At 56.4% G+C, this 14,824-nt stretch carries 13 protein-coding genes and 1 pseudogene; 7 read left to right on the top strand and 7 right to left on the bottom strand.

The window, feature by feature from the left end; all coding sequences use genetic code 11:
* On the bottom strand, window positions 1–446 hold a 446-nt coding region (locus tag VAE55_RS15460), incomplete at its 3' end, for a CBS domain-containing protein (protein WP_322816631.1).
* Window positions 447–748: 302 nt separating this feature from the next.
* On the opposite strand from VAE55_RS15460, the gene VAE55_RS15455 reads away from it, so the two are divergent.
* From VAE55_RS15455 to VAE55_RS15435, 5 genes are read left to right on the top strand one after another with little or no spacing between them, the layout of a single operon-like run.
* On the top strand, window positions 749–1,717 hold the full coding sequence (locus VAE55_RS15455; protein WP_322816630.1) for a glutaminyl-peptide cyclotransferase: 969 nt from the start codon (window positions 749–751) through the stop codon (window positions 1,715–1,717).
* A 44-nt stretch (window positions 1,718–1,761) separates the two neighbouring features.
* Entirely contained in the window at window positions 1,762–2,475 is a 714-nt protein-coding gene (locus VAE55_RS15450; RefSeq protein ID WP_322816629.1) for an FKBP-type peptidyl-prolyl cis-trans isomerase, read from the top strand.
* Window positions 2,475–3,584, top strand: coding sequence for an o-succinylbenzoate synthase (menC, locus tag VAE55_RS15445; RefSeq protein ID WP_322816628.1), 1,110 nt, complete (start codon window positions 2,475–2,477; stop codon window positions 3,582–3,584). Before VAE55_RS15450 ends, menC begins: the two co-directional genes overlap by 1 nt.
* A gap of 15 nt (window positions 3,585–3,599) precedes the next feature.
* The gene (locus tag VAE55_RS15440; protein ID WP_322816627.1) at window positions 3,600–4,262 is read left to right on the top strand and encodes a DUF4230 domain-containing protein; all 663 of its coding nucleotides are present in this window, start codon (window positions 3,600–3,602) and stop codon (window positions 4,260–4,262) included.
* Between the two features lie 18 nt (window positions 4,263–4,280).
* Window positions 4,281–4,934, top strand: a complete 654-nt coding sequence (locus VAE55_RS15435) for a DUF4230 domain-containing protein (RefSeq protein WP_322816626.1) — start codon at window positions 4,281–4,283, stop codon at window positions 4,932–4,934.
* 62 nt (window positions 4,935–4,996) lie between these two features.
* Here VAE55_RS15435 and VAE55_RS15430 read toward each other — a convergent pair whose 3' ends face one another.
* The 5 genes from VAE55_RS15430 to carA all read right to left on the bottom strand — a co-directional run bounded on the left by VAE55_RS15430 (window position 4,997) and on the right by carA (window position 11,532).
* Window positions 4,997–6,802 (bottom strand): ATP-binding protein, encoded by a 1,806-nt coding sequence (locus tag VAE55_RS15430; RefSeq protein ID WP_322816625.1) that lies wholly within the window; start codon window positions 6,800–6,802, stop codon window positions 4,997–4,999.
* 3 nt (window positions 6,803–6,805) lie between these two features.
* Window positions 6,806–7,957 (bottom strand): DNA double-strand break repair nuclease NurA, encoded by a 1,152-nt coding sequence (locus tag VAE55_RS15425; protein ID WP_322816624.1) that lies wholly within the window; start codon window positions 7,955–7,957, stop codon window positions 6,806–6,808.
* A complete protein-coding gene (locus VAE55_RS15420; protein WP_322816623.1) occupies window positions 7,954–9,090 on the bottom strand; it encodes a Druantia anti-phage system protein DruA in 1,137 nt (378 codons plus the stop codon). The genes VAE55_RS15425 and VAE55_RS15420 overlap by 4 nt, the downstream gene beginning before the upstream one ends.
* A 357-nt stretch (window positions 9,091–9,447) precedes the next feature.
* Window positions 9,448–10,293 (bottom strand): TRM11 family SAM-dependent methyltransferase, encoded by an 846-nt coding sequence (locus tag VAE55_RS15415; RefSeq protein WP_322816622.1) that lies wholly within the window; start codon window positions 10,291–10,293, stop codon window positions 9,448–9,450.
* Window positions 10,294–10,407: 114 nt separating this feature from the next.
* Window positions 10,408–11,532: a glutamine-hydrolyzing carbamoyl-phosphate synthase small subunit gene (gene carA / locus VAE55_RS15410; protein WP_322816621.1), complete on the bottom strand. Its 1,125-nt coding sequence runs from the start codon at window positions 11,530–11,532 to the stop codon at window positions 10,408–10,410.
* A 363-nt stretch (window positions 11,533–11,895) separates the two neighbouring features.
* Between carA and VAE55_RS15405 the strand changes: the two genes are divergently transcribed.
* Window positions 11,896–13,005, top strand: a complete 1,110-nt coding sequence (locus tag VAE55_RS15405; RefSeq protein ID WP_322816620.1) for a glycosyltransferase — start codon at window positions 11,896–11,898, stop codon at window positions 13,003–13,005.
* A gap of 54 nt (window positions 13,006–13,059) precedes the next feature.
* A complete protein-coding gene (locus tag VAE55_RS15400; protein ID WP_322816619.1) occupies window positions 13,060–14,406 on the top strand; it encodes a M20 family metallopeptidase in 1,347 nt (448 codons plus the stop codon).
* A 184-nt stretch (window positions 14,407–14,590) separates the two neighbouring features.
* On the opposite strand, the pseudogene VAE55_RS15395 reads toward VAE55_RS15400, so the two are convergent.
* A pseudogene (locus tag VAE55_RS15395) lies at window positions 14,591–14,824 on the bottom strand (hypothetical protein); the annotation flags it as partial.

Raw genomic sequence — 14,824 nt, 5'->3', positions numbered from 1 at the left:
TCAAGCTGCTGCACCAGCGCCTCGAACAGATCGCTCTCGGTGATGATGCCAATCACACGCTTGTTTTCGTCAATCACCGGTAAACCGCCGATCTTGTTCTCGATCATCAACAATGCCGCCTCGCGCAGACCGGTTTCCGGGGTGACCGCAATCGGGTCTTCGGTCATAACCTCGTAGACCTTTACATTTCGCAGAGCATGGGCAATATCGACCGGATCGAGACCGGCAACCCGCATAATATCGGCGCCACGAATATCGCCTTGTGTGATAATACCGCGCAATTCACCTGTATCAACCACCACTGGTAGCCGTCTGATGTCGTGCTCGCGCATCAGGGCCAGCGCTTCGCTGAGTGGCGCGGCCAGGTTGATGGTGATAGCCGGTGTGCGCATCCAGTAGCGAATTTCTTGTTCGACCGGAACGGCCGTTTTTGTTTTGTTCGTCATGGCGCGCCTCCTTGCGCTGATAAACTGGATGTCTGTAGCCATGATCGTAGCACAAGAACGGCTCTTTTGAAGAGGATTTCTTTCCCTTGCGTAGTGATGATCTGTCAACCAGATGGCAGAGAATGACGTTGCAACCCTGCGGGGAAGTATCCGCCGCAACGTATTCCAACCACGGCTGAAGATGGTACAATACCACTGCCGAATAGTGGTCTGCTTGCAGTTGTTGTTCAGCCTGGGCTACAACGAGACAGGCTGAAGGGTCGCTGAGATGCCGCTTGCATGAAACCAGAAAGGGCGTACCCGTGAACCGGTTGCGTTGGCTGGTATTGGTGATGATAGGTCTGTTGGTCGGGTGTGGTTCTGCACCCGTCAATCAGCCTGCACCAACACCAACCACCCTGATCGCAACTCCCCTGGCCGAGGTGCCGGCCCCCACCCCGACTGCCACCCATCTGATGTTGCCGTTGGTCGGCGCCGCCGACACCACAGCTCAGACCCCACCCCTGTTACCGTATCGGGTTGTTGCGTCCTATCCCCACGATCCGCGCGCATGGACTCAGGGGCTGATCGTTGCCGGGCCGGGCCGGCTGTTTGAAGGAACCGGCGACTACGCCAATTCGTCGCTCCGCGAAGTGGAGCTGGAGACCGGTCGGGTGTTGCGCAGCGTTGGCCTCGGCGATCCGACCTTTTACGGGGAAGGGATTGCCCGAATTGGTGATCGCATCTTTCAACTGACCTGGCAGAACCAGCGCGGGTTGATCTATGATGTTGACACCTTCAACCAGATCGGTTCATTCATCTATCCGGTGCCACCGGCAACTATGCCGCGTGAAGGCTGGGGCTTAACCTACGACGGCTCGTCGCTGATTATGAGCGATGGCACAGCGACGCTCTACTTTATCGATCCGGAAGCGACGGTCACGACGGGCCAGCTTGTGATTGAGCGCACGGTCACGGTGAGGATTGGCGATCAACCACGTGACCGCTTGAATGAGCTGGAGTATATCAACGGCGCGATTTTCGCCAATGTCTGGTATAGCGACCAGATTGTGCGCATCGATCCGAACACCGGTCAGGTAACTGGTATTCTCGATCTGAGTGGATTACTCTCGCCCACCGAGCGTGCTGCCGCCGACGTGCTGAACGGGATTGCCTACGATCCAGAGCGTGGGTTGATCTACGTCACCGGCAAATACTGGCCGCGCCTGTTCGCCATCGCGCTTGAACAGACGATGTATCTTCCGCTGATCTCCAATTCGGAAGGTCAGTAGTATGTATTCGTGCCCGCCAGGGCTTCAACAGACAGGAGTCGATCATGACCACAGCAAGTGGCCTCCAGTACGTCGAAATTCAGGCCGGTGATGGCGAGCAGCCCCAACCCGGTGCGATTGTCGCTGTTCACTATCGCGGGATGCTGGCCGATGGCAGTGTGTTTGATAGTTCGTATGAGCGTGGTGAGCCGATCCGCTTTCCCCTCGGTGTCGGGATGGTCATTCCCGGTTGGGATGAGGGGATTGGCCTGATGCGGGTTGGTGGCAAGGCGCGGTTGATTATTCCGCCCCATCTCGGCTATGGAGCGATGGGGTATCCGCCGGTGATTCCACCGAACGCAACCCTGACCTTCGATGTTGAGCTGGTTGAGGTTTTGCCCGGCCCACCGGAAGCGCCGCAAGACCTGCCGGCTGATCGGTATACGACCAGTGCCAGTGGCCTGCAATACGCCGATCTAACAGTTGGTGATGGGGCAACCGCCATGGCCGGTCGCACCGTAACCGTCCACTACACCGGCTGGCTCACCGACGGCAGTATGTTCGATAGCTCGCTCAGCCGTGGGGAACCGTTTGTCTTTCCGCTGGGTGCAGGACAGGTTATCCGTGGCTGGGATGAAGGGGTTGCCGGTATGCGGGTTGGCGGGCGTCGTCAGTTAATTATTCCGGCGGCGTTGGCCTACGGCAATCGCGGGGCGGGCGGTGTGATTCCGCCGGGAGCAACTCTGATCTTTGAAGTGGAGCTGTTGGAGGTGCGTTGATGCGGATTGAGGCCATCGAATTGCGACGGATCCGGTTGCCATACCGGGCACCCTTCGAGACGAGCGGCTGGCGGGAAGAGGCCAATCATTCGGTGATTGTGACCCTGCACAGTGATGGAGTAGTGGGCTGGGGCGAAGCTCCGGTTGGCGTGGGGCCGTGGTACAACGAAGAGACCCAATCTACCGCCTGGGTGATGATGCGCGAGATTCTGGCCCCGATGCTACTGGGGCGTGATCTGAGCCGGCCAGAGGAGGTGGATGCGATCTTTACCCGTGTGCGCGGCAACCGCATGGCACGGGCCGGTCTTGAGTTCGCCGCCTGGGATCTGTTCGGGCGCACACAGGGTACGAGCCTGAGCACAATGCTCGGTGGCACCCGGCAACGGGTCGAAGTTGGCGTCAGTGTCGGTGTCCAGGAGTCGATAGAGGCGTTGCTTGATGTGGTCGCCGGTTACGTCAATGCCGGTTACCAGCGGGTAAAACTCAAGATCAAACCAGGCTGGGATGTCGAGCCAACACGGGCTGTGCGCGAGCGCTGGCCCGATCTGCGCTTGCAGGTTGATGCCAACAGCATCTACACCCTCGACCAGGCCGATCAGTTAGCCCGGCTTGACGAGTTTGATCTGTTGCTGATCGAGCAGCCCCTGGCGCATGATGACATCATCGATCACGCCAAACTTCAACGGCTGCTCCGCACGCCGATTTGTCTCGATGAGAGTATTGTCTCGCCAGATCATGCCCGCTGGGCAATTGAGTTGGGTGCCTGCGGCGTAATCAATATCAAACCGTCGCGGGTTGGTGGTTTTACGGCTGCCCGGCGAATTCACGATCTGGCACATGCCGCCGGCATCCCGGTCTGGTGCGGCGGCATGCTCGAAACCGGCATCGGGCGGGCTGCCAACGTCGGGCTGGCCAGTCTGCCCAACTTTAGCCTGCCCGGCGACATCAGCGCGAATGACCGCTACTTCCACCAGGACATTGTGACCAACCCGTTCACTCTCAACCCCGACAGTACCCTCAGTGTCCCAACCGGGCCGGGGAGTGGGGCTGAGGTCGATCTGGAACGTCTTGCGGCAGTCACGACCGATTATGTCATGCTGCGTGCGTAGCAGCATGTGGAATGCATGATGGAACAGCGCCCAATCCAATGGCTGGTGAGCGGCGTGGTGGCGCTCGCGATAATTGGTCTGCTCGTGTTCGTCAACAGCGGCTGGCACAGCCCGGCGCCAGTCGCGACGCCCGTCGCAGCCGAGCCGTGGCCGACATCACCACCGACATTTACCCCATTGCCACCAACCCAGGCAGCGGCTGCCCCGACGCTCATTCCGCTGCCCGATCTACGCCGGATCGATCCGTCAATCGAGCTGGCGATCAAGTTCCCGGTCACAACCGTCACGACAGTGAGCGGAGCGCAGAGCTTCTTTGGCCGTGATGAGATCACGCTGAAAGTGACCGCCGAGGTTCGCCTGGCCGTTGATCTAAGCCAGGCCCAGATTCGGCGTGACGGCAATGCTCTGTTTATTCAATTGCCGCGGGCTACGGTTTCCGGCGAACCGAATCCAATTGAGATTGAAGTGATCGGCGAGTCGCGCCGCTGGCTCGGCAGTCAGATCACAGCGGCCCAGAATCAGGCCCTGGCCCAGGCCCGCGCCGACATCAAACAGCGCGTTGCTGGTGATCAGGGATTGATCAGCATCGCCAGCGAAGTTGCCTACCGCCGCCTCGAACGCTGGCTGATCGATGATCTTGGTTTTAGTCGCGTCGTTATCGAACCGCTCACCCCGTAGCGTGAGGTGGATGCATCTATGCGCACGTTGAAACTGATCTGGAACGGGTTCGCCATTGCTGCGGTGATCTTTTTGATCTGGAGTGTTATCCAGGCGTTTCAGAATCCATCTGCGCCGCAGGCTACCTCAACCACCACTGTGGGGCCGCAGATCATAGAGGCCGTGCGGCGCGTGAATAAGCAGATTTTCATCGAGCACTACGCCGGTGTGGAAATCCGCCATCTCGATGCGCCGGGTGGCTGGGCGACATTTTTGCGCAATCTGGGAGTACGCCAGGAGTTTCTGGTGCTGATCCGGGGCCGGGTGCCCGCCGGTATCGATCTGAGTCAACTGCGCCCCGAAGATGTCTGGGTGAGCAGCGATGGCCGCCGGGTCCAGATCACCCTACCGGCGCCACAAGTCTTCACCGATCAGGTGACCCTCGATCTGGCTAACAGTCGGATCATCGAAAATACCGATTTCTGTCCCGGCTTCATCTGCCCGCGCACCGAACTCGAACAATTCTTTCAATCCGTTGACGCCGAGGCAAAAGCCGCACTGGTAGAAGCTGCTATCGAGTCAGGCATTTTGTCACAGGCCGCCCGTGATGCCGAAACCTACTACACCCAATTCCTCAACAGCCTGGGCATCGCCGAGGTGCGGGTCATCGTACGCGGGTATAGTGCGCCGTAGCGGGGGCAGGTAGGGCTAAGGTAGAAGAAAACATCGTAGGAAGGTACTGCAACATGCTTCCTCTACGTTCCCAACCGATTCGTTTTCAAAAAGTCTTCCACCTTATTAAAGGCGTTGAAGAACAGCGGTGTCCCGGCAAATGAGAGTGGTGAAACCGGACCGATGGTCATAAATGAATACTCTCGACTACCTGTATCGAATGACGAATGCGGATCTCTGAACAACTGATAAAGATCGAGAGCTTTACTTCGGCCTCCAACCAGCTCACTCAGCGCTTTGAATTCTGTCCCCATACCCAGACCGAACCCGAAGAAAAAGATGCGTAACTGCTCCAGAATTTCGCGATGCAAACTGGAGAGGGTCTGACTAATGAACATCCACCCCAATCCGTACTTGCGAGTAGTACGGGCGGCATCGATCAGAATACTCCGTATTGTACGTTGCTCATCACTATCTGGATTTTCGCGGGGCGCCAGGCGGTGAGCTTCATCCATCAGCACCAGAGTATTAAGACTACGGTTCTGCCTGTAAGCATATTCTGCTGCTGTACGAATACCTTCCAACAGCCGTTTGATCACTAATGCCTGAATTGTCTCATTCCAGAACAACTGGATGTTCTGAGGCTGAGATGAATGTTCATCAAACATTGGCCCTAAACTGTTGGTCGTTTGAGTTGCCTGTTCCACTGACAGGTCGATCACAACTAGAGGTCGTCGTGCCTGATCCAGATTAAATAAGCCTGTCAGTAATGACTCAACTTTGCGAGCTTTCGGTCGATCCTCTCGAAAAAGCCTTGTCACCGGAAGCCAGTAACTCTGGAAGAAAAAATCTTCGTTAGCTTGACTGTATACCGACTGAAACCGTGCGCGTGATCCATCGGTACGATAGAAGATCTTTTGGACATTTTCATCGCCGAGAATGGACCAGGCACGTCCAAAAGACTCTCGCGTATGCAACTCTTTTAACGCCACCTTTGTGCGCCGCAAACGATCAGATAGCACCCCTGCGGCTAACTGTCGATTGTCACCTTTCGGTATGCTCAGTTGTTCAAAGAACGGTGACTCGTAGAGAATCCGAGCAAATAATTCCCACTGATCCAGCACCAGATCCTGTACGCCGTAGACCTGCGCGAATTTTCCCAATCTATGCAGTACTGATTTCATCGGTAAATGAAATCCACCAGGTACGGCTTCTCCGCTAACTTCTTTAGCAAACTCTCCCTGGGGATCGATAACCAGAATTGCCATCTGCGGATGCCGGGCATACGCCAGCAAAATCATCTTAGCCAGTACTGACTTGCCGGAGCCAGTCTTACCAAAGATACCTAGATGGTAGGCTTCGCCAGCACCTTGTGGACCACTGCCAAAATGTTTGAACCACAGCGGCAGAAGTGGTTTTGAGCCGTAAACATGGCCCAGGTAGAAAAGCTGATCTCGATAGGGCGAGAGCAACTCGGACAACACTTCGTCGTTAGCAAGACAGATTGGCGTACCAGTAGACGGAACTGTGCCCAGAATGCTGGGACGATACCCATTTGGGCCTGCGGCAAACACTGCACTGATGGCCATCTCACCAAGATGCGTATCCTGGCGCTCGCTAATGGTATCTATACTCCCGCGCTGGCGAATCAAGCTACGCATTGTAGGGTCTTCATGCCAGACGTTACGCATACTTACCTCGGTGATCTGGCCGAGCGCATAATGAGGAAGGCCATCCTGGTCATAGCGGAAAAGCGCCAGTTCCCCAACGAGCTTCTTGCCGACGGCTCTAGCCAGGATATCCAGGGCTAACTCGCTCGTGGATGATGGTGATCCTATGACACCAATGCGTTCCGCCTTGTCTACCAGTTCATTGAGGCTCGTTGACATAGATCATACTCCTGACTCAGTACGATAACCATGCAGGCCCAAAAAAATATCGTCAACGTTCCCCTGATATGTCTCTGCGATATGCTGACTGGTTACCTGCCGAAAGGTGGGGATAGCCTTCGGTAAATGCTTTACCATCCGATCTGCCAGATAAAGGGGAAATGGTTCCATAACCGCTGGTGCACCGCATTGATAGCGTACACCGTGCAATACCGTTGCCAGACGTGCCGTATTCTGGGCTACAGCGCGACTCATTTCTAAGCGGAGGGCTGGTAACCACGGATAGGGTCGATAGTAGATAACTTGAATCTCGCCAAGTGCCGAAACGATCTGATCAGCTATATCCGCAATTGTTCGACTACCGAAGACTGCGAGCGGCTCGGTGTTGAGATGCCATGGTTCGGGTGGTTGCTGCAACGCGCTAGGTATAGTGTATTCGCCTGGCTCTAGCAAGAAGCTCAGGAGTCCGCGATCATCGTGAGTGTCTGGCCAGCCCATCACTCGCCCAATCTCTCGCCTCGTCGTGTACTTTGGAACCGCCAGCCAGCACCGATCACTTCGGTTTGAGGAAAGCACGGTCAAATAGGCTTCTAACATTGAGGATGCACGTTCGAGAAAGTACGTTGTGGTTTGCAGATGGATAATGTCACGACTTTTATTGAGTGCCTGATTGAAATAGATAAGAGGCGTCGTGAGCGATCCATCAAGAAAGACGATCTCGTGCGGGGCACGTGACGCCAGTTCCAGCTCCAGGCCAATCATGAGAGCACGTAAAATAGTACTTGTTTCAGCTTCGTGGGCCTCTGTTTCTACCCAAACCTGATGCCGAGGTTCAGGCCAGTGGCATGCTTCAGAAGGTGGCGTTAAGCCTTCAACCGCCACCGCAGCGGCTACAACCAGATCACTGGTCAGAAGCCGTTCTACTGCATAAGAGCCATCAACGCCACAGGTTGTAGGAATAGGAACATAGGAAACTTCGGCGTCGCGACGCAGCATGCCTGCACGTTTTAGCCCCTCTCGCCATTCGTTGCGCCGTGTGCGCACCTGCTCGAAATCGTACAGTAACTTCTGACCGAGATTCTCGGTACGCTTGAGCATTTCATCTACAAGGGCAGACGGCAGTTCACCGAAGGGACGTTCTGCAGACTCAGTCATGGCTCAACCTTTACCTGATCAGCCAGTAACAGATTTCTGATTTCCTCTCTGCGCCACTCTTGCCAGCCATTTACACGCTCTGATCGCGGTAAGAGCCAGCGTTTTCGCCACCAGGCGACGAGATCAGAGAATGGCAAATGACGGTACTTCGGCTCGGTATCAAGCCCTTCCATGTATGACTCAAGATTATCTACCAGACGAAACAGAAATACTTCTCGTTTGACACCGTGCCGGAGAAGGTCACCAGAGAAGCCTAACCGGTTCAATGCTCTGACCATTATTTGCCATTTCCGACGTGGGCCAGTACCAAAACCGCCGTATGTCGAAATTCCCTGCTGTTCCAAAAATGCTCGAAAGAGAGGGTACAGTTCCATCAAGTGGAACGTGCCATAACCTTCCGTGTAGCCAAGCGACTCAGCAATAATGGTGCCGTTAAATCGGAGACGGTTATACAGACTGCTTCGCCCGAAGGCACTGGTCGTTGTCAGAGCAACTAGATGGGGAGGCAAGATGCGCCGTTCCATCTCGGTCATTCGTCCAGAATATTTCCGCCAGTACATCTGGCGAATTTCGTTTGAAGCCACCACCAATGCAATCAATTTCCCACCTAACAGGCGATCATACGGTGGTATCGCACCTAATGTTTGGATGTCCATCGTCTGATTCACCATCTCAGTCTTCCTACCGGGCGGATAACAAAACAAGCGGTCTCGTGCCGGGAAGCTAAGCGGTGGCGATTGCAGTGCCAGAAGGCCGATCAATTTACCGTTAGACCGATCCATGATCAAACAGCGCAAGCGACGGCCATAACCCTTCGAGAACGGCAGTGACCAGAGGAAGCGAGCAATACGAAAGAGATTATGATGTTGCGTTTCAGTTACTTCAATCAATACAGGATCGATGCGCTCCGGAATTACTTCGTCACCATTGGCGAAGAAGCGAAGATAGTTGGGCAGGTTCCGATCAAGCCATTCTTTCCTGGAAGCGATTTCTAGTTGAACCGCTGGCTCGTGTATCTGTCGCAGACCATCCTTGTCCAGGATTGAAGGGTAATTGATACTATCTTCCGTTACTACAAAGCCAGCTTCTTGTAGTTTGCGTAGCACCAGTTCAGCCAATTCTGCCCCATTCACACGAAAAGTCCTATGGTACTGGTATATTCTTCACACTTTTCAGTAGCATAGCCGGGAACATAAGGCATGTCAAGTACATTCTATGATCGTCGTCGATATGACGTAACTGCACGCACACAAATTATGTGTATTGCCATCTTGTTATTTAGTGGGGGATGAGTGAAGAAACCATACTTCTGGGAATATATCGAGTACGTATCACCTGTAGGAAACACTCTGCAAACCGCATCCAGAAGTAACAGAACACGACAACCTGGTAAATCCGCCACAAGGCTATGCCATCGTGATACTCGACAGGCCGATGAACGTTAATCACGTACCAAATCCTGCTTTCAGCACAACCGAAAGGAAGGAATATCAGAACCTCACCCCATCCCCCCGCCAGCGGAAGATCAGAATAAACTGGTGCATCTGATTGGCCACGAAGGCATACGGGTAGCCAAACGGGTACAGTCGCTGACTCTGGTCGTGCCATATCCGGTAGCCACGATACTCAAGCCCCGGTATCTGACGCAGGGCAATCACCAGATCGGCGTGGAGCATGTTGTGGTGCTCAGGAGTGGGTTGCAGGTCTTTGGCGAAGAGCACCAGATACCCGCCGGGCCGCAACACCTGGAGCGCAGCGGTGAGGATGGTGCATAGTTCACCGATAAACTTGTGGTATGGCAGATTGCCCAAATCCGCCGCTGATGTTGTGAACGGCGTGGGATCGGGCTGACCGCGTTTGCGCCGTTCGCCGGTTTTCGGACGCGCCATCATGGCCGCGTATGGTGGATCGGTCAGAATCAGATCAAACGGTCGTCCCTGCACCTCCGGCAGTTCGAGCAGGTTACGGGCATCGCCAACCACATAGGTTTGCGGTGCAATCTGTAGCTCGGCACAAACCGCCTGGTAGATGGTTGCATATTCGGCTGACAGATCGATACCGACTGCCGTGCGCCCCTCCAGCGAACTGGCGATCAGCGTACCACCAACCCCGGCAAACGGATCGAGCACGTGACCATGTTGGCGGGTGAAGAAGCGGATGAGTTCGGCCATAAGTTGGGGCGGTTTGGGCGAGGGGTGCTGACGACGGAGATGGTGGGCAAAGCTCTCCGGCCCGCGGGTCGGATACGCAGTACTGATGACAGAACGCAGCGCATATGTCCACTCCCGCGCATCGAGGTCGTTGAGCCGGTTACGGGGATCGTGTTCGCTGCTCATGGCGTTCTGCTCTACATCTGCACGGTGTCATGATCATGATTCGGTCTGGCGCAGGAATGGGTAACGCAGAAGGCGGCCGTCTCTCCCCCGGCCACCTTCCCGGCCTGACTCCGCCTACGCACGGCGGGCAGCCATTGCCTCGGCAAAGCGGGCAAAGAGATAGGTTGCATCGTGTGGCCCTGGCCCTGCTTCGGGGTGGTACTGCACACTGAAGCACTGCAATTCAGGATAATCAAAACCCTCCAGGGTCTGATCGTTCAGGTTTATATGGGTCAAAACAACACCTGCCGGCAATGAGTCGGGATCGACGGCAAACCCATGATTTTGCGAGGTGATCTCAACCCGACCGGTGGGGAGATAGCGCACCGGATGGTTGGCGCCATGGTGGCCAAACGGCAGCTTGTAGGTGCGCCCGCCGAGGGCTAGCCCCATCAATTGGTGGCCGAGGCAGATGCCGAAGATCGGGAGTTTACCGAGCAGCGAGCGCAGGGTGGCTACGGCATAGGTCGCCGCTGCCGGATCGCCTGGCCCATTCGAGAAGAAGATACCGTCGGGCTGGAGTGCCAGTACATCTTCGGGTGAGGTTGTAGCCGGTACCACCGTTACCCGACAGCCATGATCGACCAGACGGCGCAATATGGTGCGCTTGAGGCCGAAGTCGTAAGCAACAACATGGAATCTCAGCTCTTGCGCCGGGCCGTTCGGGTAGGGTGGGGTAAACGGCATACTGTTGGTTGCCCAATGGTACGGTTCGGGACAGGTCACCACTTGCGTTAAATCCAACCCTGCCATCGGCGGCGCAGCCCGACATTTCACGAGCAACGACTCTATCGACTCGCCGGTTGTAGAAATAATGCCACGCATTGCCCCGGCGGTACGGATATGGCGGGTAAGGGCACGGGTGTCAACATCGCTAATCGCCACGATCCCATAGTCGCGCAGCAGTTGGGAGAGACTGCCACGCGCACGCCATGAGCTGTAGTGTTCACTGTAACTGCGCACAATAAAACCGGCAACCTGTGGCTGGATCGACTCCGGGTCAAAATCGTTGACGCCGGTATTCCCAATGTGTGGTGCTGTCATAGTGACCAGTTGACCGCAGTACGAGGGATCGGTCAAAATCTCTTGATAGCCGGTCATACCGGTGTGAAAGACAACTTCGCCAACACGCTCACCCGGTGCGCCGAACGACCGACCGGGAAAGACGCGACCATCTTCTAAGACAAGCACTGCATCCATTGTTTGTTATACTCTCATTGTGAGATGCGGCGTAGTTCATGCCGCCTATCAAACTGTCTGGCGTATTGTAACATAGAAGTTACGTTGTTCATTGGATCGTTGCCATTCGTGAAGAGCGTTATGTCTTGTATACACTGTGGTGGTGTACCACCGAGGCACGGAACACACGGAGACTCTTCCATCCTCTGTGCCCGCGGTGGCTCTGTGGTGATACACAAACCGGTGCCGTTGCGGTAAGCTCGATTGGTGGTTCACCACCGAGGCACGGAACACACGGAGACTCTTCCATCCTCTGTGCCCGCGGTGGCTCTGTGGTGACGCACAATCTCCATCAAGGCAGGAGAAGCTGGTAAGATACACACCATGCATATTGTGCAATTCTACAAAGACTATCCACCGATACAGGGTGGCATTGAATATCATCTCCAGGCGTTGAGCGAAGCGCTGGCTGCACGTGGTCATCGGGTAACGGTCGTCTTTGCCGCACCGGGGCGACGCGGCTGGCGGACACAGCGCAACGGTGTCGAGCTGGTGGCAACCCCTCGTCTGTTAACTCTGGCCCGTGCGCCGATCAGTCTCCCCCTCCTCTGGCAGGTACCACGCCTGCGCCCCGATCTGATCCATTTTCACCACCCCTATCCCTTTGGCGATCTGGCCCTCCTGACCGTGCAATCGCCGCTGGTCGTCACCTACCACAGCGATATTGTGCGGCAACGGGTGCTGGGAACGCTGACCGCTCCTCTGATCGAGCGCACCCTGCACCGGGCTACCCGGATTATTGCTACCAGTCCGTTTCTGGTGCGTTCATCGCCATGGCTTCAGCGTCATCGCGCACGTGTGCGGGTGGTGCCCTTCGGTATACCACCGCTGTCGTTGCCCGATCCACGCTTGGTGGCAATGCTTCGGCAGCGCTTTCCTGGCCCCAATGCGTTGTTCGTGGGACGCCTGCGCTACTACAAGGGAGTAGACCGCCTGATCCGTGCCCTGGCTCTCCTACCCTTTGGCCACGTGGTGATTGCCGGCGGCGATGCGACGGTACGCGGTGCTGATGTGATCCGCCTGGCCACTGAATTAGGCATTCGTCATCGTGTGCATGTGTTGGGAGAGGTTGATCAGGCAACGTTGCGTGCTCTCTACGCGCTAGCCGATGTACTGGTGTTGCCTTCAGTAGCACGCAGTGAGGCATTTGGGATCGTGCAGATTGAGGCTCAACTGGCCGGCTTACCGGTCATCTGTACCGAACTGGGAACCGGTACCAGCTACGTGACAGTGCACCGGCGCACCGGTCTGGTAGTGCCGCCAGACGATCCACCAGCACTGGCCGCAGCGCTGACCGAACTCTGGCGTAACCCGGAGCGGGCGCGGGCGTTCGGACTGGCCGGACGCGAACGCGCTGTCACCGAATTTCAGTTCGCGGATATGGTAACGCGCATCGAGCAGATATATGCCGAGGCGCTGACAGTATCACCCTGAAATGACAGTGCTATAATGACTGCCTGAACCGCTTTTGTACAATTGGAGCAGCTCATGGAACGTTTTGCAGCTTACGTGGAAAGCCAGCGCTCGCGCTTTCTGGCGGAATTGGCCGACATTGTACGTATACCCTCGGTGGCTGCCCAAAACCGTGGCATCGACGAGACGGCAAGCTTTGTCGAACAACGCTTGCGTCGGTTAGGCGCCGAAACCCGCCTCTTGCAGGCTGACGGCGGCAACCCGATGGTCTACGCCACGATTGGTAATGGCTCACGCACTCTGCTCATCTACGACCACTACGATGTTCAGCCGGCTGAACCGCTTGAGTTGTGGCAGAGTCCACCCTTTGAATTGACCGAACGTGACGGTAAGCTCTACGGACGTGGTGTTGCCGACAATAAGGGTAACCTGATGTTGCGTATTCAGGCGATTGAGACGTGGCTGGCGACTGAGGGTGAACTGCCGATCCGCATTATCTTCGCCGTTGAAGGCGAAGAAGAGGTTAGCTCGCGCACTCTACCGGCAGTCTGTCGCGAATATGCCGACCTCCTCCGCGCCGATGGCTGTCTCTGGGAGACAGGCGGGGTTGACATTAACGAACGACCGGTCGTAACCTGTGGCGCCAAAGGTATTCAGTACGTCGAACTGGTGGCCCGTGGTGCCAGCTACGATCTCCACTCCTCGTATGCGACCTTCGTACCAAACCCGGCCTGGCGGCTGACCTGGGCACTCAACACACTCAAAGGCCCCGATGGTCGGGTGCGCATCCCTGGCTTCTACGACCGCGTCCGGCCCCCCTCAGCCGCCGATCTGGCCGCTCTGACCACCATCCCAACCAATGATGAGGAATTACTAGCCGATTTTGGTCTGGATGAATTTCTTGATGGTCTGCGCGGTCTGGATCGTCTGCGTCGCCATCTGTTTGAACCAACCTGTACGATTTGTGGGTTGGTGAGTGGTTATACCGGCGAAGGCAGCAAAACCGTCCTGCCCAATGAAGCACGCGCCAAGATCGATTTTCGCCTGGTACCGGATATGGAGCCGGCTGAAGTGTTGCACCAGTTACGCCAGCATCTCGACGCCGAGGGCTTTGCGGACATCGAGATTATTGATTTGGGTGGGGAACATCCAGCTCGTGGGCCGCTCGATGCAGCGATTGTCCAGGCAGCGCTCGCCTCAGCCCGCGAGGTCTACGGCAGTGAACCCATCCTCTACCCCACCATGGCCGGTACCGGGCCGGTCTACCCGCTGTGTACAGCATTGGGCACACCCGTCGCCAGCGGTGCCGGCTGCGGTTACCACGGCACACGCGTTCACTCCCCGAACGAGAACATCCGACTCGCCGACTACTGGCGTGCTATCCATTGGATGGGGAGTCTGATCCGACATTTCGCCGGGTAATGATCTCTGTCGCTCCAGGGGCGCACGTCTGTGCGTCTCTCCCTGCCAATGGTGAGAGCGTTTACCCGCTGTCGCATATTAAATCCAGCTTACCAGGAGTCATAGGACACGCTCTGGCGCCACCTGAATGCTACACTACGATGTGTAAGTACGAATCTGAAAGTGTGCGCCTCCGGTGCGCTCGCTACCTGCGCCAACCCGCCGTGTCGTCTTCAGCGGCGTACCGCTCCCCTTTACCAATCCCCGACAGCGGGAGCCATTCGCCCCCGCTGGTTCCCGCCCCCAGCGGGCTATGCATTACCCACATATCGCGCTGCGTTAGGCCAGGCTGCACGCGCTCCCAGTGGCGCAGACTTCCAGCCTGCGTGGAGGCATCCTCGCCACCACCGTCAGGTGCTGGCCGTGGCCGCTGGTGCGC

Origin of the sequence: Chloroflexus sp., assembly GCF_034432675.1 — a bacterium.
Lineage (GTDB): Bacteria > Chloroflexota > Chloroflexia > Chloroflexales > Chloroflexaceae > Chloroflexus.
This window is presented reverse-complemented; position numbering and strand designations above follow the sequence as displayed.